The following is a 16,918-nucleotide window of genomic DNA, read 5'->3' on the forward strand; positions in this document are numbered from 1 at the left end:
TGCACCAAAATGAAGTTATAAGTATTGTTTATTAGCAAAGGAATTTATTAATATTACCACCAATCATTTTTTGAACCAGATTGCCAATTAATTGAACGAATTAACAAAATCCCTTAACCTGACTATAGCCACTTTTGTAAATAACAATTACATACTCAACTAAAAAGACTATGGGACTATCAGGTTTAGGCATTTTTCATACCATCATTGGTATCATAGCCATTGCAGCGGCAATTATTTCGTTTGTACGCTTTGGTAAAATTGATTTAACGCAGATGAGCGGTAAAATATACTGCTACACCACTACTGTTACGGCTTTAACTGCATTGGGAATCTCCAAACACGGGGGCTTTAATCCCGGGCATATTTTTTCGGTGTTTATTTTTGTTTTAGTGTTGGTGGCTTTCTGGCTTTCGGTAAAACGAAGTGCCAGTGAGAAAGCGCGTTATACCGAGAATTTTTTACTTTCTTTCAGTTTTTTTCTGTCACTCGTACCCACCGTGAATGAGACCTTCACCCGGGTTCCGCTTGGCCATCCGCTGGCTAAAAATCCAACTGATCCTATCATCGCTAAAACGTTGCTGGTACTCTTCATCGCATTTATTGCTGGTTCCATCTATCAGTACATTAAACAACGAAATGTGTTTAAGATAAGATAAGTCAAAGTTTATGATTTCAGGATAACGGAAATTTTTACATCAGATCAGCTACTGCAGGGAGCAGAAAAGCCAAACCATGCATTAGTTTTTCTATTTTTATAGCTGAAGGTTTTTAATATGATCATTGACCATAAAAAATACGACTTGTTTGGTAAATCTATGGTGCAGAACATCAGGATAATGGCACCCTTTACCTTCGATTTTCCCATTTCAGATAATGCCTGCTTTTTGTACATGTTACAGGGTGAAATGCAGTACCACCGTGATGAAGACAGGGTAAATATACCGCATAAACACGCTTTGTTTCTGAATTGTATCCAGGCCGGCAAAACCATTAGCAGTCTTAATGCTGCAGGCATTAACGAAATCATGGTCGTTAATTTTCATCCCGATATTTTAAAACGGATTTACGACCGCGAATTGCCGTTAATATTGCAGTCCGCCATAATTTCTAACAAAAGTGTGGAGCTGTTAAATAGCAATTTTTTAATCGAAAAATATATCGAAGGGCTGTTGTTTTATTTTCAGCATCCGGCTTTGGTTAATGAGGATATACTGGTTCTAAAACTGAAGGAAATTATCCTGCTCCTGGCCCAAACACCAAATGTCCAGGCAGTACGAACCATATTTGCACAGTTGTTTTCGCCTGCTGCCTACACGTTTAAACAAGTTGTGGAGGCGAACCTATTTGCCCAAATTAGTATGAATGAGCTGGCTCAGTTACATAATTTAAGCATTTCTTCTTTTAAACGCGAATTTGCCAGGCATTACAACAGTACGCCCGCTAATTATATCAAAACCAAAAGACTAGAAAAGGCTGCAGAATTGCTGCTCATTTCGAACGAAAGAATTACAGACATTGCTTTTAATTGTGGTTTTAACGTTCTGGCAAATTTTACCAAAAGCTTTCGGGATAAATATCAGTGTACCCCGAGTGAGTTCCGTTCAGGCAGAGGTATTGTATATTTGCGCGTAGCCAGGAAGTAGGATGGGGTAGGGAAGCAAAACATTCTCAAATCATATCTTTAAAACTAAATGTAATCATCTGGTGTTACCTATCATAAAGTAAATCAATGTATTAGGTAGGAGTTTGGTGATAACATCTATTTCTTAATGATTTTGCTGGGTAGGGTACATAACTATATAACGAATATGAATACCAGAAGAGACTTTCTACAAAAAATGGGTGCATCAGCATTGATGCTGCAATTAAGTTCAATAGCTGCATTTGCTGATACTCCTGATCAGATTGGGCAGCCGTACGAAGGCAGGGTACTCAGGGTGGCCATTATGGGTTTAGGCGGATACGGCACCAGGGTAGCGGAGGCGATGAAAGCCTGTACCAGGGCGAAACTGGTTGGTGTAATTAGCGGTACACCTTCAAAAGTTAAAGATTGGCAAACGAAGTACAACATCCCCGAAAAGAATTGTTATCACTACGGCAACTTCGATCAGGTAAAAAACAACCCGGATATAGATGCCATTTATGTGACTACGCCAAATGCCCTTCACCATGATCAGGTTATTCGTATAGCAAAAGCCGGAAAACATGCCATATGCGAAAAACCGATGGCATTGAATGCTAATGAGGGGCAAGAAATGATAGCTGCCTGTAAAAAGGCAAATGTGAAGTTACTGATTGGTTACAGAATGCATTTTGAGCCACGCACGCTGGAGGTGATCCGAATGCGGAATGCAGGCGATTTTGGTAAGATCATGTTTTTCCAGGGGCAATGTGGTTTTAAAATAGGCGATCCTACACAGTGGCGATTAAACAAAGCGCTTGCGGGTGGCGGATCAATGATGGATATTGGAATTTATGCAATTAACGGAGCAAGATATATGGTAGGCGAAGAGCCAATTTGGGTAACCGCTCAGGAAACTAAGACCGACCCGGTAAAGTTTAAAGAAGGTGTAGATGAAACTATACAATTTCAATTGGGTTTCCCCAGCGGCGCGGTAGCCTCCTGCTTATCCAGCTATAACATCAACCACCTGGATAGGTTTTTCATGAGTGGCGATAAGGGATTTGCAGAAATGCAACCTTCTACCGGTTATGGCCCGATCAAAGGCAGAACACACCAGGGTGAACTTACGCAGCCGATAACCACGCATCAAACGGTACAGATGGATGAAATGGCCGACATTATTTTTGAGGATAAAAAGCCTGTAGTTCCTGTAAACGGTGAGGAAGGTTTGAAAGACCTCAAAATTATTGATGCCATTTATGAAGCTGTAAAAACAGGAAAAAAGATCAAGTTAACGGTTTAAGCCATGGCTTTAAATGGGTAATGGAATTTTATCCAAAAATTGACCTTGACGGCGATAAGGCAGACTTTTAAGCTATAGGAGAATCCAAAAGCCACTTACACAATAAATTTTATTCTCTGAAACCAAATTAAAGGTATATCATAAAAAAAAAGCGGCCTGGGCCGCTTTTCTTATTTCTGAACAATGATATGGTATCTTGCTTTTGTGGTTGTTGAGCTATCGAACCAAACGGTATATATTTTTCCGGCTTGTAACTCTGAACCTGCAATGGTTGTGGTTTCCAGTGAACCAGACATGTTAACATTCAAGCTGGTATTGGCATCAATTGTTTGATAAGCTGAAGCCGCTTTAAAAGCTAAAGCAGAAAGGATGCTGGTACCGGTTGATGTTGTCACATTAATGGTGCTGCTTAACATCGGCGCTACGTTGATAAAACGAACTTTTGCTTTGCCACTTACGGTATTATCGTCATTGGCGTAAGTATTGATTGCCATTGTACCATCAGCTTGTTTTACTAAAAAAGCAGTTTGTGAAGAATTTTCACTTGCATTCACACTGGCAGATGCAGTTACCGTAGCAGATCCTGAATTTTTAAAGGCAATGGTTTTATTCCCTGCTGCGGTAGAAATATCTGTTGCAGTGTTAGAATAGGCTATTGCAGATGCATTCACCTTAGCATCATTAATATAGGCATCCTGTGCTGCTGATCCCTCTACGGTATTTACAAATGATATTCTGGCATTAGCATTTAGATCATTGTTGCCGTCTTTCTTACAAGATGAGATTGAAAGAACCACCGCTGCGGCTACCGCAACCCTGGTGATTAAAGAATTAGTTTTAAGTTTCATAATTTATTGATTAATGTTTGAACCTTTTCAAAAAAAATGCCTTTATTTTATCGGAAAAACCTGTTTTTTATTTAAGTTGCTGTAAATCAGTATTTTATTGAATTTTTGCTGTTTTCAAATGTTTTTCTCTTGTCATAATATTGTATATAAGATGGTTCATATTGTAACGTTATTAGTACGTTTATAGGCGCTAACGTGGCCATGTTAGTTAACTTTAGCTTAGTTTTATTAGAAGTGTGAGACCATTGAAAACACTTCGATAACAAGAAGCTATCTTTCTACGGACTTTTTTAGTAGCGGGGAGTTGCAGGATGTAGCACCTCTACAGGACTTGCCAGCAATCTGTAATCATAATTTTTCGGCCAATACTGAAAAGAATTGATAGCCAGACCAGGATTTTCTATTACCTATCACATAAAAACGTCTTTTGGCGCGTGTTAACGCAACATTAAGCATATTGGGCTTAGATGATGCCCATTGTCTAGATCCAGGTTTCCCCGGATCACTGCCAAGTACCAGAAAGACAATATCTGCTTCCTTACCCTGAAAGGTATGGATCGTTCCGCATTGTATCTTTGAGTTTATAGAATGAAATTCCTGTTTACATCGGTCTGCAACCGATTTGAAAGGTGAGATAACAAATATTTCCTGATGTACTTTCCCGAGCAACTGAATTTTTTCTTTTAATAAAGAGATCTCCTCTTCAACAACTTGTCTGTTTTGGATATGCGAGCCGTTGATGTCGAACCAGGCAGATGCTCCCAGCGCACATTCAAAGGGAGCATCTGCCATCGCTTTAACCATCTGATTATTATAGGCAATTTCATTGGAGATAGCGAACATGGGGTTATTGCATCTACGGTGGGTACGTAATGGAAACCCTGTCCAAATATCTTCGTCGTCAATTTCTTGCTTCATCCATGTACCCTCAGCAGTTATTCTATCAGCCAAAATTTGTGCTGAACTTCGTAATGGTGACCAAACTGCATCGGTCTTATGTTGTTGATTCAATATGTCGATCAACTTAATCGGCGTAGTAACGACTGGTTCAATCTGTAAGGGGTCGCCGATAATAATACTCCTCTGGGCTCGATAAATAATCCCTGCCGCTGATTGCGGTGTGGCCTGTCCTGCTTCATCAAGTAACAACCAACCAATACTTTCCTTTCCCAGACTACCGAATAGACGGCTGACAGAAGCTAACGACGTTGAAACAACAGGGATACAAAAGAAAAAGGATTGCCATAAACTTGATGCAATAGGTTTGGAAACCTCCACTTTACCATCCATTAGTTCCATTAATAAACCAATATTGTTTTTAAACTGCTTGGCATTTCTCAAAATAACATGTTCATGCAATAACAGGCTCTTAAGAAATATCTCGCTCCGCAGTTTATTTATGCTAACGGACGACCAGGGATTACATTTGTGAAAGGTATCCTGATCTGTTTCAAACGCGTTCAACAAATTTTCATCGGGAATATCTCTATAAGCTATGCCATAATCGCTGTGGAGTCTTTCTTTTTTCTTATTGTAAATGCCCATCCGCTGATTAATCTCTTGTAATTGGGCCTGTAACTGTTTTATTTCTTTCTCCTTATCAGTGATTTTCCTGTCTAGGTTATCTATCTCTTTTTGAACCGCTATGCTTTTTGTTGTAAGCGCTGTATGTTCATTTAATAGCAGCAGGTATGGTCCGTTCCACTTTTTAAATGCTTTCGTATTGAACAGTTTCTGGAAAAAGAAAAATGCCGGTTTTGTAGATTGGTGCACCTGAATACCATATTGGATTTCGTTAATCCGATTTTTAAGATCAGCCAAATCTCTAACCAGTAGTTTTTTACTATTCCGGATCTCCCCGATAAGGGTGGTAAGCTGCTCAATGCTGTGTATTGTTCTTATTTTATTTTTTTGGTCATTTAAATAGGTGGGAACCAACTTAAAGAACTCTGAAGCTACCTGTCTGAATTCATAAAATTGTTTTAGTAATGCAGTAAGTTCAGCTTTCGTTCTTTCATAGTATTTAAGATATTCAAAAGTACGGTCCTCATTTTCCGGATTGTTATAAAGGGATTGTAAAAAGGTAGCAAATCCGGGTTCGCTATCCTTCCTGTACCAGAAATTATTCTTAAAAAATGCCCTGTTTTCAGAGTTTCCCAACGCTGCGGCCAGTAATCCCCAACTGTCTGCCTCAATTAAATTTTGAGAAAAGTCAGTGAAATAGCTGGCATTTGGAAACATGTTCCTGTCTATTTTTTGTTCGTCAGGCAGTTCTTTCGATATGTTTTCGACGGCTGCATTGTTATTGCTGGCCACTACAATGCCAACATCGTCAAAAACATCACTATTGGTAGGGAAATGATAGGCGAAGTTGCTTTCCCTTTCTATTTTCTGGCCTCTGGCAAATAACGTGGAAATATTCTTTTCCATCAGTTTCTTCGCACGAAGCACTATCACCTCGGCCACAATGTCTGATAAAAGGGTTGTTTTTCCGGTACCCGGAGGACCATTAATTCCCATTAGACCTTTATCCTTAAGTAATTCTAAACTGGTATTAACAGCACCTGTTTGCGCTGAATAAAGACCATGACTAGGATTGGAAGGCCAACGCTCTGCAGGTATTTTTGCTGGGTCTATCGTGTCGAAAAAGGCTTCCGAATTCGCGAGTAAATCCGTGCGTTTAAGCTGACGTGTATCGATATGTAAATAGTCATTCAGTCCTTTCCCAAAAGAGTTGGAGTTGTTGATGAGTTGATTGAGGTCTTCAAGATAAAAACTGTTTAAAAATGCGGTGTCGCCTTTAGACTGTTTGGAGACCTGTATGGACTGCACATAAATATGACTATCACAAGTTATGCCATCAACATTCAGCTTGTTTAGAACAGCTATTTCTTTTTCTAGATGTGCGGATGTGATTATTGGCGCCAACGCACTGTTTAGGTCTTCTGCATCCTGATTGTAAGGGTATCTTTCTCTAAACTTTTCTTGTACCTCGTCTAATAGTTTGGACACCTCCGATAATTTTTTTCCTTCCTGCAGGCATTTGATGCCATATAAATAGGAGGCTTGTAAATAAGGACTGTCTCCCGACAATCTCCCATGTTCATTTATAATCAGGACAGCCATACAGGTATTACCGGTTGGTTTCTCTATCCAGTCTTGTTTTTCAGGTTTATCGTGCAGAGCTTTCCCTATAACATCGATTATGTTTTCTTTACTATGCTTACCCAAAAAAACAATATGCCTCCACGTACTATTTTGTTTGGGTACAAAAGATAATTCCCAGGGTAATGTTTTGCTCAGATCTACCAATTTGGCATTGGAAGGCAAATCAGGCAAGGAGAAGATTTCAATATCCTTCCAGAATGACAATATTGATTTTTGTGCGTTCAATTTAGTTTTCAATCTAATATAAATGCCTACAATTTATTAAATTATGCGCTAAAATGAGCTGTTCATTTAAACTTAAAATCTCAGGGTTAGATTTCTGTGGGTATAGAAGAAGGAACCAACCAAATATGTCTGCCCTTTAAGTCGGGGGAATCTAAAAAACTTACTCTCAAAAAGGCTTGCAACGCATGTTTCATTTTAAAAACATCTTGTGCAGCTCTTTCCCCGAACATATAAATTTATTGACGGGAGAGGTTTTGTTCAAGGCAAATTCATGTAAGCGTCTAAAGAGGTTTTGTACTAGTTGTCGAATACCCGTTGGCCAAGCGGGAATAATTTGGTTATCATGTTTTATTGGCATAAAAAAAGGAAACAGCAAAGATATGCTGTTTCCTTATGGTAGAGTCAATCCGCGGAAGTTCGAACTTTTATGAGCATTGCGAAGCGATAGTTGATTTTGAGAATTTGTTAAACAATAAGGTGGAAAGGCAGTATCGTAAAAAGAAATTACTATAAGTTTTACCAAGGAATTTATCATTTTGAAATCTATTCCAATAGCCTCTTCAATGAATTGTTTCGCCCATTTTTGTATTATCAAGAAACGACCGTTTTTTGATAATTGGAAGAAGAGAAATAATGATCGCAATATTTCTCTTGCTCTGCCGTGTATTAGAACCCCTAGCTGAACTATCATAGATAGCTTAAACCTTGGTCTTGCAGCTTTGAATTGGTGCTTGCTCTAAAAAACTGTTAAATAGCAAATTAAATTGTTCAGAGAAATCCAAAAGGCGTACCAGTTAATGCAATAACGTGATCGTAAATTTGAGGTATTCCCTTTTATAAGTCCAGCAACTTCTAAGGCTTTAAGATGCTTTGCAACTGAAGATTCTTCAATTGGCAGATCGTTTATTACTCCTTCAGTACAACTTTCTTTCCTTGCAAGCCGGATCATTATAGCCATCCGGGCTGGGTGTGCCAAGACCCGCATGAACTTTGCAAGCTGCTTTTCTATTGGCGCATAGTCTCTGGTGTTGACCTCCATTTGGTTAGTGTTATTTGGCTAGTCGCAATGCATCTGCAAATTCACTTTGCAACAAACTATTTTCAATAGCTCTTGCTGAGGCTTCTACGTCATATTCAAACCTTATAAACTCTACCTGTATGCTGTTTTTATCTGATAGGGAGCTGTCTGCAGCAATGGTAAGTATCACATAGCAGCCCCTGGGATCTCCGTCTTTAGGCTTTCCTACCGACCCGAGGTTAACTACGTGCTTAAACTTATTATCATTATCCTCTAAAATACGATGGTAAGGCTTGTGAGAATGACCAACAAAGAGCATGTCTGCACCTGCTTCCTGCATCATATCTAAAACATACTTTTCATCCGTATCTATTAAAATATATTCATCTATACTTCTGGTGCTGCCGTGGGCAAAAACAAGATTGAGTGTTTCGGATTGTAGTTTGTATTCCAATTTAATGTGCGCAGGCAGTGTCTTCAGGTAATCTCTATTATCCTGGCTGATTAAATGATACGCATAATTCTTCCCTGGCTCCTGGAGACTATTCGGGGTTGTAATTAATTTTTCAACCTTCTGGTCATGATTACCTTTCAAAGTTCCGATTCCACGCTTACGGATCTCCTGGATAATTTCGTTTGGATAGATGTGGTATCCCACCAGATCACCGAGACAATAAACGGCATCGGGTTTTTGGTCATCCATATCGTCTAACATTGATTTAAATGCAGGTAGATTGGCATGAATATCTGAAAATAGTGCTATTCTCATACCTTATCCTCTACGCAACATGTCTGCATATTCATTCGGAAGAGGACTATCCTCTACGGCTTTAGCTGCCTTTTCTATATCATACTCAAAGCGAATAAATTCGACTTTAACACTGTCCTTATTGTTTACTGTACTATCAGGGTTGATGGTTAAAATAACATAACCACCCCTTGGGTCGCTGTCTTTTGGTTTACCTACTGAGCCAATATTAATGGCATGCCTGAAATGATCCGCACCTTCATTCCCTGAGTTTAAAATTCTATGATAAGGCTTGTGGGTATGGCCAAAACACATAATATCTGCATCTGCCTGTTCCATGATCCGAAGCATGCTTTTTTCATCACGGTCTTCAAAAAGGTATTCATTGACCTTACGGGGGCTACCATGTACAAACAGAATATTGCGTTTATCGTGGTTCAACTGGTATTCTAGTCTAATGTGAGCAGGAAGGGTTCTTAGATAAGCACGCTGTTCGTCCCTTACCACTTCGTTTGTGTAGGAGATAGAAACCTTACCTAATGCTTTTTCTTCTTCTGTTTTATAGGCACAACCGCAATCATCACTAGACCTGCCAATGCCCCAGTCATAATTTCCTGCGATAGTTGGTATGCCTCGTTTGCGAATTTCATCTATTACTTCGTTTGGCCAGATGTTATATCCAACTAAATCTCCAAGGCAATAAATTGCATCAGTGTTTCTGGTTTCAACGTGTTTAAAAAAGGCTTCCAGGGCAGGAAGATTAGCATGGATATCTGAAAAAAGTGCAATTCTCATTAATGTATGGTGTTTAATTTTTTTGACGGATAGTATTTCTTGCGGAAGTAAAAAGCAAGGTTGACCAGGGCAATCAGTGCCGGGACTTCAACCAAAGGGCCAATAACGCCCGCAAATGCTTGTCCCGAATTGATTCCAAAAACACCAATAGCAACTGCTATGGCCAGTTCGAAATTATTTCCTGTGGCCGTAAAAGCAATTGATGTACTTCTTGAATAGTCTGCACCGAAGTAACGGCCAGCAAAAAAGCTGATCACAAACATGATAGAAAAATAAATAACAAGGGGTATAGCAATTCTCACTACATCCATTGGAATTTGTACAATCAGTTCGCCCTTCAGGCTAAACATAATTACGATAGTAAAAAGTAGCGCTATCAAAGTAATTGGGGAAATCAGCGGGATAAACTTGTTTTGAAACCAGTCTTCACCTTTCAGTTTAATAAGGCCGTACCGACTGATTATACCCATTGCAAAGGGAAGCCCCAGGTAGATTCCTACGCTTTTAGCAATCTCGGAAATGGTGATGTTTACTTCAAGGCTCTCCAGACCAAAAAAAGGTGGCAAAACGGTAATAAAGATATAAGCAAACACACTGTAGAGCAATACCTGAAAAATGCTGTTCAGTGCAATCAAGCCTGCTGCATATTCCCTGTTACCCTCTGCAAGCTCGTTCCAGACCACCACCATAGCAATACACCTTGCCAGGCCAATAAGGATCAGCCCAACCATATATTCCGGATAATCTCTTAAAAAAGTGATTGCTAAAAAAAACATTAGAAGTGGACCAATTACCCAATTCAGAACCAGGGATACGCTTAAGACTTTAGTGTCTTTAAAAACTTCTCCCATCTTTTCATATTTCACCTTAGCAAGTGGCGGATACATCATTAAGATCAGTCCGATAGCTAATGGGATGTTTGTGGTTCCACTGGAAAACGAGTTTATAAATCCGGAGGAAGATGGTAGAAAATAGCCGGTAGCTACACCGATACCCATCGCTAGAAAAATCCATAGTGTAAGGTACCGGTCTAAAAAGCTTAATTTTCTTCTTTCGGCAGCAGGTGCACAGTTGTTTGCAGACATAGTTTATGATTGATTATTTAGCAGCAACCGCCACCTGGTGTACACGCTGATCCTGAAGCAGCAAGATTCTGAAATTGTACTTTTTGTTTTACTTCAGGAACACCACATAGTTCCGGAGCAAGGCACGCTGTTGTCTTAGCAATAAGCAGGAAGTTTTTACCATCGTAACCAAGGTCGTATTTACCAATAGTTTGAGCCTGGTATTCTACCTCAATTTCCAGATCTTCCATCGCCAATACTTCTTCAGAAAGAGATATGATGTTTAGCAACTTGCCTGCTTTCAAACGATGCTCAAAATCGTTGGCATCCCAAAGTTGGAAGTTGGCTACTTTTTCATGACGTACCGTACCGCCACAATCAATAAAATCTTTAGTAACAACACCAACTTCGGTCACATGGAAATGTTCAGGAACTGGTGTACCGTTTTCTAATTGAAAGTTTACGCTTTCAGCCTGCGCCAAGTGGGCTTTTATTTCTGATAGTTTCATAATTAAAGATTTAAGTATTTTTATATTGCAATTAAACGATTGATTTGATTAAAAAAAGCTAGCAGCAGCTAGCTTCTAGCTTATATGATCCAAGGAAGGCACCGATTTGGGCTTCCAGTAATTTCCATGTTTCAGGGTTTATGCAATAGCAAACGCTAACCCCTTCGATGGTACCCTGGATAATCCCGACAGACTTTAATTCCCTTAAATGCTGGGAGATTGTAGCTTGGGCAAGACCCAGCTCCTCTACAAGATCTCCACAAATACAAGTATTGAAAACTAGTATTCTTTGCAGAATAGCAATACGTGCAGGGTGAGCCATTGCTTTTAATAGCTGAGCAAGCTGGTTCTGCTCGGAGGTAAACATTTCGGTTTTTGTAAGTCCCATATAATATTGCAATATTACGATTTATTAATGAAACAACAAATTTATCAGAATATTAATTTTAATTCTTCTGATCTCTCTTTTTGCTGCTAAGGTTTAAAATCAAATAACCTAATAGTCCTGATATTACGGAGCCGACAAGAATTGAAAACTTTGCTTCCTGAACAAGCAGCGGGTCAGCGAAGGATAAGATTGATATAAATATGGACATGGTAAACCCGATACCTGCAAGTAGGCCAACACCAAGGATATGAACCCATTTTGCATTTTCAGGTAGCTCACTTAGCTTAAGCTTTACGCTGAGCCATGATATAAATAATATACCCAAAGATTTACCAATAACCAGACCTAGCACAATGCCCATTCCCAGACCTGTAAAAAGCCCTTCTACCATGCCGTTTTCAAAACGGATGTTGGTGTTGGCCAGTGCAAATATTGGAATGATCAGAAAATTAACGGGTTTAGTAAGTGCATGCTCTAGTTTTTCCAGTGGAGACTCTTTATGATCTGCTGTTGTGGGTAGTGTAAGCGCTATCAAAACTCCTGCAATAGTTGCATGAATGCCTGAGTGATGAACAAAGTACCAGATAAAAATACCTGGAATTAGGTAAAAGGCAAGGTTCTTTAACCCGAAGCGATTAAAGAGGAACAGTAGTATCAATATAGCCCCGGAATAAACCATATTCATATAGTGGAGATCCGAAGAGTAAAATACCGCGATTACTAATATTGCAAGCAGATCATCAACAATAGCCAGGGCAGCTAGAAAGATCTTTAGGGAAAGTGGAACCTTTACTCAGGAGCGATAGAATGGCTAGTGCAAAAGCAATGTCTGTAGCCATTGGTATACCCCATCCGCTAGCAGTTGGCGTATCACGGTTAAATATGGTATAGATTATTGCCGGCACAATGGCACCACCAATCGCACATATAATCGGAAGTATTGCCTTTTTAGGTGAGGAAAGTTCACCTTCCACAATTTCCCTTTTAATTTCAAGTCCCACCAAAAGAAAGAAAATGGCCATCAGGCCATCATTGATCCATAGCGCAACAGAATACTTTAAATGTAAACTGGTGGTTTCATATCCAATTTGATTCGCTAAAAAGTTATCAAAGCCTTCACCCAGTGGCGAGTTTGCTATTATTAAAGACAAAATTAAACAGGAAAATAAGATAATCCCACTTGATGTTGTAGAGTTGAAAAAGTCTTTAAAAACCTTTTTGTTGATCGACATTGGCATATTTTTCAAATATAACATTTTCATTTTTACGGTCTAAATCTGCCTCCTGTTAATTCAGACACCAGAGCAAAACCATAGGTAATGACAGATTTTAAAAATATTTTTCTATTTTTGCATCAATCGAAATGAGAAAAGTTAAACAAGTTTCATATAACCCTGTGACAAAGCCCTGAATTCTTTCAGTGACTCTTTTCTCCCTTAGCATAATCCCTTGCTAGGGCAATGCCCCTTATTTTATAATTTTTGACCTTTAATTTTATTGGTATGTTCTTACGTACACGTTTTTTTGACTTATCTCAAAAAGTCAACTACAAAACCGAAATTTTGGCTGGCATCACTGTGGCCATGACCATGATGCCTGAATCGCTCTCCTTCGCTATCCTTGCGGGTTTCCCCCCCTTGGTCGGTCTTTATGCAGCTTTTATTATGGGGCTTGTAACCTCAGTTCTGGGCGGTCGTCCAGGTCTGATCTCAGGCGGTGCAGGAGCAGTCGTAGTTGTGCTGATTGCTTTGATGCAGGCGCATGGAATTGAATATGTATTCGCCGCTGTAGCCCTCGCCGGCGCCTTTCAGATCCTGGTAGGTCTTTTCAAGCTTGGGAAATTTATCAGACTTGTTCCCCAACCGGTAATGTATGGCTTTGTTAATGGACTGGCAGTTATTATATTCATGGCCCAGATTGAACAGTTCAAAACCATCATCAATGGAAAAGAGGCCTGGTTGACCGGTAGCCCACTTTTAATCATGGCCGGGTTGGTTGCGCTTACCATTGCTATCGTACTATTCTTTCCAAAGATAACAAAGGCGGTACCACCATCCCTGGTTGCTATTATTGTTGTTTTTCTTGTCGTCCTCGGGTTCGGTATCGATACTAAAACAGTAAGCGATATTGCCTCTGTCAGCGGAGGGTTTCCACCATTTCACATTCCTCAGATTCCATTGACATTTGAAACCTTTCAAATTATATTGCCCTATGCCGCGATCATGGCAGGAGTTGGGCTTACCGAGGGGCTGTTAACACTTAACCTAGTAGACGAAATTACTGCAACCAGGGGGAATGGTAACCGTGAATCAATAGCTCAGGGTATTGCCAATATTCTGAATGGCTTTTTCTATGGTATGGGAGGATGTCCAATGATTGCTCAGACTTTGGTAAATCTTTCAGCAGGGGCGAGAGCCCGCCTGTCGGGCATAGTGGCAGCACTCACTATTTTGCTTATCATTCTGTTTGGCGCACCGATAATTGGTTTAGTTCCAATGGCTGCCCTTACAGGCGTGATGATCATGGTGGCCGTAGGAACCTTTGAGTGGATCAGTTTACGGATCATCAATAAAATGCCAAAACAAGATATATTTATTGGCATACTGGTGGCTGCGATCACCATTTGGCTTCATAACCTCGCCCTTGCAGTTTTAATTGGTGTAATTATATCGGCACTTGTTTTTGCCTGGGAGAGTGCAAAAAGGATTCGTGCAAGAAAATTCGTGGATGGAAGTGGCACCAAGCACTACGAAATTTATGGGCCATTGTTTTTTGGTTCAGTTACAGCGTTCACTGAAAAGTTCGATGTTAATGAAGACCCATCTGAAGTAATTGTTGATTTTAAGGACAGTCGAGTGTCGGATATGTCTGCTATTGAAGCATTAAACAAGTTAACAGAACGATACCATCTCGCGGGTAAAAAACTTCATTTAAAACATTTAAGCGAAGATTGTAGGCTACTACTTAAAAACGCTGAAAGTGTTATTGATGTTAATATATATGAAGATCCGACATATCGTGTCGCTATTGACAAATCTTAAGTATAAATTAGAAATTTGGATGGAGCTTTTTATATAGCTCCTCCAGTATTTCCGTTATCATTATTCCCTCGTTTTTTGAAAGATGACTGCTAGTCCTATCACTATTCCACCGTTTTTTGATAGAAATTGAGATGAGTATTTGATAAACAGTTATAGAACTATTGTGTCTTTTCTAGCAGGCCAGCGATGAAGTAAAGTCTACAGTTGTTTCCTTTCAACCATCAAGAAAAAGGAAGAATACAAGTTATCCTATGAGAGATTTTTGGCTATATTGTAATCACCTACATTTATTGAAATGAAAAACGACAAAACATCACAAAACTACACGTTAAACAGACGTAATTTTGTTACTGGAATTATCCCGGTGATAGCTGGCGCAACAATACCATCCTGGGCTTCGGCGAAGGAGATTCAACAAACCAGAGAAGACAATGACTTTCCAGGACTTATTACGCGAGAGAAAAAGCCATTAAATATGGAGTTTCCATTTCCTACGTTAAAAAACAGGATTACTCCAAATAACCAGTTCTTCATCAGGAGTCATTTTAATATTCCCAATATTGATGCTACAAATTGGGAATTAGAGATTGGCGGCAACACCAATCATGTCATAAAGATCAATCTGAGCGAACTTAAAAAGCTTCCTGCAAAAAAGGTAATGGCTACTATAGAATGTGCCGGAAACGGACGTGCTAACCTCGCCCCAAAAGTGAAGGGTTTAGGATGGGAACAAGGTGGGATCAGCAATGCTGAATGGACAGGAGTACCTTTATCCGTATTGTTAAAGAAGGCTGGCATAAAGGTGGGTACGGTAGACATTATTTTGGAAGGGAATGATGAGGGGATGATTACAGAAGAGCCGAAATCACCAGGAAAAATCAAATTCGCCCGAAGCATTCCGTTAAATATAGCAATGCAGGATCACATCATCATCGCCTATGAAATGAATGGAAAACCATTGAGTGCTGAACATGGTTTCCCGGCAAGGGCAATTATTCCAGGATGGTATGGTATGGCATCTGTGAAATGGCTGATGAAAATTACTGCATCTGAAAAGCCGTTTGATGGCTATTGGCAGACGATTGAATATGCTTACTGGAAGCGTGTTGAAGGACTACCTACCTTGACGCCCGTAACCACTACATTGGTTAAGTCTGAAATATCAAGGCCGGTATTGTTTGAAGCGGTGCCGGCTGGAAAACCTTATCAAGTAAGGGGTGCAGGATGGTCAGGTGATAGTAACCTATCGAAAGTAGAAATAAGCACGGATAAAGGAAATTCATGGCAACCAGCAAAATTAATTGGTCCTGCTATCCCTTTCGCCTGGCAGCTATTTGAATTTGAATGGGTGGTTCCTGCTAAGACTGGAAGATATAGTTTAATGGCTAGAGCGACAGATCAAAATGGCAAAACGCAACCCATGGAGCATGATTTAGACAGAAGAACTTACATGGTTAATTTTATCTCGCCAATTGATGTAGATGTAATATAGCTCAATAAGAACAAATTTCAGGATCTTGCGGTTATCGCATAAGGCTTGTTTGGCATAAACAGTTTATCACAATTAATATTCTACATCAAACCATGATCAGATTCACGTCTATACTTCTACTATTTGCTAGTTTCTCTGCACGAGCACAACATGAACACATGCAAATGGCAACTAAAAAAAATGTCTTCCTTGGGCAAATGGCTCATATGATGATGAAGATGGATGAAATATCAGCTACCACATCTGCAGACAGAGATTTCATACAAATGATGATCCCACATCACCAGGGTGCTATTGATATGGCAGAAGAAGAGATTAAGACCGGAAAAAATAAAGAAATGATTCAGCTAGCTAAAAGTATCAAAGCTGAGCAACAAACCCAGATTCAGCAAATGCGACTCCTGCTCAGCCATCCTGAAGGATTTATCGCTACAGGCAACCAACATCAAAACGCCAACCAGAAGATGATGAAAGTGATGATGGAACAAATGCCTGAAGAAAAACAATTGTCTGATACTGATCTGTCCTTTGCAAGGATAATGCTTCCTCACCATCAGGCTGCCATCGACATGGCTAAAGTTGAGTTGCGGTATGGAAAAAATAAAAATGTAAAAAGACTGGCCGAGAATATTATCTCAGATGAACAGATAGAAATCCAACAAATGAAGACATTTACAAACTCCCATTAACAT

14 protein-coding genes and 1 pseudogene are annotated in these 16,918 nt (G+C 39.6%); 6 read left to right on the top strand and 9 right to left on the bottom strand.

Annotated elements, in window-relative coordinates:
- Positions 1-170 precede the first annotated feature (170 nt).
- The 3 genes from ACK1I8_RS00195 (at position 171) to ACK1I8_RS00205 (ending at position 2,930) form a co-directional block, all read left to right on the top strand.
- Positions 171-659 carry a hypothetical protein gene (locus ACK1I8_RS00195; protein WP_412467422.1) on the top strand — a complete coding sequence of 163 codons (489 nt, stop codon included), beginning with the start codon at positions 171-173 and terminating at the stop codon, positions 657-659.
- Between the two features lie 117 nt (positions 660-776).
- On the top strand, positions 777-1,646 hold the full coding sequence (locus ACK1I8_RS00200) for a helix-turn-helix transcriptional regulator (RefSeq protein ID WP_412467423.1): 870 nt from the start codon (positions 777-779) through the stop codon (positions 1,644-1,646).
- Positions 1,647-1,811: 165 nt separating this feature from the next.
- Positions 1,812-2,930: a Gfo/Idh/MocA family protein gene (locus tag ACK1I8_RS00205; protein WP_412467424.1), complete on the top strand. Its 1,119-nt coding sequence runs from the start codon at positions 1,812-1,814 to the stop codon at positions 2,928-2,930.
- A 170-nt stretch (positions 2,931-3,100) separates the two neighbouring features.
- On the opposite strand, the gene ACK1I8_RS00210 is transcribed toward ACK1I8_RS00205, so the two are convergent.
- The 9 genes and pseudogenes from ACK1I8_RS00210 to nhaA form a co-directional block, all read right to left on the bottom strand.
- Complete coding sequence (locus ACK1I8_RS00210) at positions 3,101-3,778, bottom strand: DUF4397 domain-containing protein (protein ID WP_293785427.1); 678 nt, start codon at positions 3,776-3,778, stop codon at positions 3,101-3,103.
- Between the two features lie 348 nt (positions 3,779-4,126).
- Entirely contained in the window at positions 4,127-7,183 is a 3,057-nt protein-coding gene (locus ACK1I8_RS00215; protein WP_412467425.1) for a DEAD/DEAH box helicase, read from the bottom strand.
- Positions 7,184-7,907: 724 nt separating this feature from the next.
- Positions 7,908-8,210, bottom strand: a complete 303-nt coding sequence (locus ACK1I8_RS00220) for an ArsR/SmtB family transcription factor (RefSeq protein ID WP_088300346.1) — start codon at positions 8,208-8,210, stop codon at positions 7,908-7,910.
- 10 nt (positions 8,211-8,220) lie between these two features.
- Positions 8,221-8,958: a metallophosphoesterase family protein gene (locus ACK1I8_RS00225; protein WP_088300345.1), complete on the bottom strand. Its 738-nt coding sequence runs from the start codon at positions 8,956-8,958 to the stop codon at positions 8,221-8,223.
- A gap of 3 nt (positions 8,959-8,961) precedes the next feature.
- Positions 8,962-9,732, bottom strand: a complete 771-nt coding sequence (locus tag ACK1I8_RS00230) for a metallophosphoesterase family protein (RefSeq protein WP_088300344.1) — start codon at positions 9,730-9,732, stop codon at positions 8,962-8,964.
- Positions 9,732-10,817, bottom strand: coding sequence for an ACR3 family arsenite efflux transporter (gene arsB, locus ACK1I8_RS00235; protein WP_088300343.1), 1,086 nt, complete (start codon positions 10,815-10,817; stop codon positions 9,732-9,734). Before arsB ends, ACK1I8_RS00230 begins: the two co-directional genes overlap by 1 nt.
- Positions 10,818-10,834: 17 nt before the next feature.
- Positions 10,835-11,305, bottom strand: coding sequence for a DUF6428 family protein (locus ACK1I8_RS00240; protein WP_088300342.1), 471 nt, complete (start codon positions 11,303-11,305; stop codon positions 10,835-10,837).
- A gap of 58 nt (positions 11,306-11,363) precedes the next feature.
- Positions 11,364-11,693, bottom strand: coding sequence for an ArsR/SmtB family transcription factor (locus ACK1I8_RS00245; RefSeq protein ID WP_088300341.1), 330 nt, complete (start codon positions 11,691-11,693; stop codon positions 11,364-11,366).
- 58 nt (positions 11,694-11,751) lie between these two features.
- Positions 11,752-12,931, bottom strand: a pseudogene (gene nhaA, locus ACK1I8_RS00250) (Na+/H+ antiporter NhaA).
- A gap of 264 nt (positions 12,932-13,195) precedes the next feature.
- On the opposite strand from nhaA, the gene ACK1I8_RS00255 reads away from it, so the two are divergent.
- The 3 genes from ACK1I8_RS00255 to ACK1I8_RS00265 all read left to right on the top strand — a co-directional run bounded on the left by ACK1I8_RS00255 (position 13,196) and on the right by ACK1I8_RS00265 (position 16,915).
- Positions 13,196-14,734, top strand: a complete 1,539-nt coding sequence (locus ACK1I8_RS00255; RefSeq protein ID WP_088300340.1) for a SulP family inorganic anion transporter — start codon at positions 13,196-13,198, stop codon at positions 14,732-14,734.
- 295 nt (positions 14,735-15,029) lie between these two features.
- The gene (locus ACK1I8_RS00260) at positions 15,030-16,226 is read left to right on the top strand and encodes a sulfite oxidase (RefSeq protein ID WP_008245487.1); all 1,197 of its coding nucleotides are present in this window, start codon (positions 15,030-15,032) and stop codon (positions 16,224-16,226) included.
- Between the two features lie 158 nt (positions 16,227-16,384).
- Entirely contained in the window at positions 16,385-16,915 is a 531-nt protein-coding gene (locus ACK1I8_RS00265) for a DUF305 domain-containing protein (RefSeq protein ID WP_056095405.1), read from the top strand.
- The last annotated feature ends 3 nt before the right edge of the window (positions 16,916-16,918 follow it).

The organism is Pedobacter sp. KLB.chiD (assembly GCF_047040275.1).
In the GTDB taxonomy this organism is placed as follows: Bacteria; Bacteroidota; Bacteroidia; order Sphingobacteriales; family Sphingobacteriaceae; genus Pedobacter.

Coding starts and splice junctions, on each gene's coding strand:
- ACK1I8_RS00195 (WP_412467422.1), top strand. CDS start 171: ATGGGACTATCAGGTTTAGGCATTTTTCATACCATCATTGGTATCATA.
- ACK1I8_RS00200 (WP_412467423.1), top strand. CDS start 777: ATGATCATTGACCATAAAAAATACGACTTGTTTGGTAAATCTATGGTG.
- ACK1I8_RS00205 (WP_412467424.1), top strand. CDS start 1,812: ATGAATACCAGAAGAGACTTTCTACAAAAAATGGGTGCATCAGCATTG.
- ACK1I8_RS00210 (WP_293785427.1), bottom strand. CDS start 3,778: ATGAAACTTAAAACTAATTCTTTAATCACCAGGGTTGCGGTAGCCGCA.
- ACK1I8_RS00220 (WP_088300346.1), bottom strand. CDS start 8,210: ATGGAGGTCAACACCAGAGACTATGCGCCAATAGAAAAGCAGCTTGCA.
- ACK1I8_RS00225 (WP_088300345.1), bottom strand. CDS start 8,958: ATGAGAATAGCACTATTTTCAGATATTCATGCCAATCTACCTGCATTT.
- ACK1I8_RS00230 (WP_088300344.1), bottom strand. CDS start 9,732: ATGAGAATTGCACTTTTTTCAGATATCCATGCTAATCTTCCTGCCCTG.
- arsB (WP_088300343.1), bottom strand. CDS start 10,817: ATGTCTGCAAACAACTGTGCACCTGCTGCCGAAAGAAGAAAATTAAGC.
- ACK1I8_RS00240 (WP_088300342.1), bottom strand. CDS start 11,305: ATGAAACTATCAGAAATAAAAGCCCACTTGGCGCAGGCTGAAAGCGTA.
- ACK1I8_RS00245 (WP_088300341.1), bottom strand. CDS start 11,693: ATGGGACTTACAAAAACCGAAATGTTTACCTCCGAGCAGAACCAGCTT.
- ACK1I8_RS00255 (WP_088300340.1), top strand. CDS start 13,196: ATGTTCTTACGTACACGTTTTTTTGACTTATCTCAAAAAGTCAACTAC.
- ACK1I8_RS00260 (WP_008245487.1), top strand. CDS start 15,030: ATGAAAAACGACAAAACATCACAAAACTACACGTTAAACAGACGTAAT.
- ACK1I8_RS00265 (WP_056095405.1), top strand. CDS start 16,385: ATGCAAATGGCAACTAAAAAAAATGTCTTCCTTGGGCAAATGGCTCAT.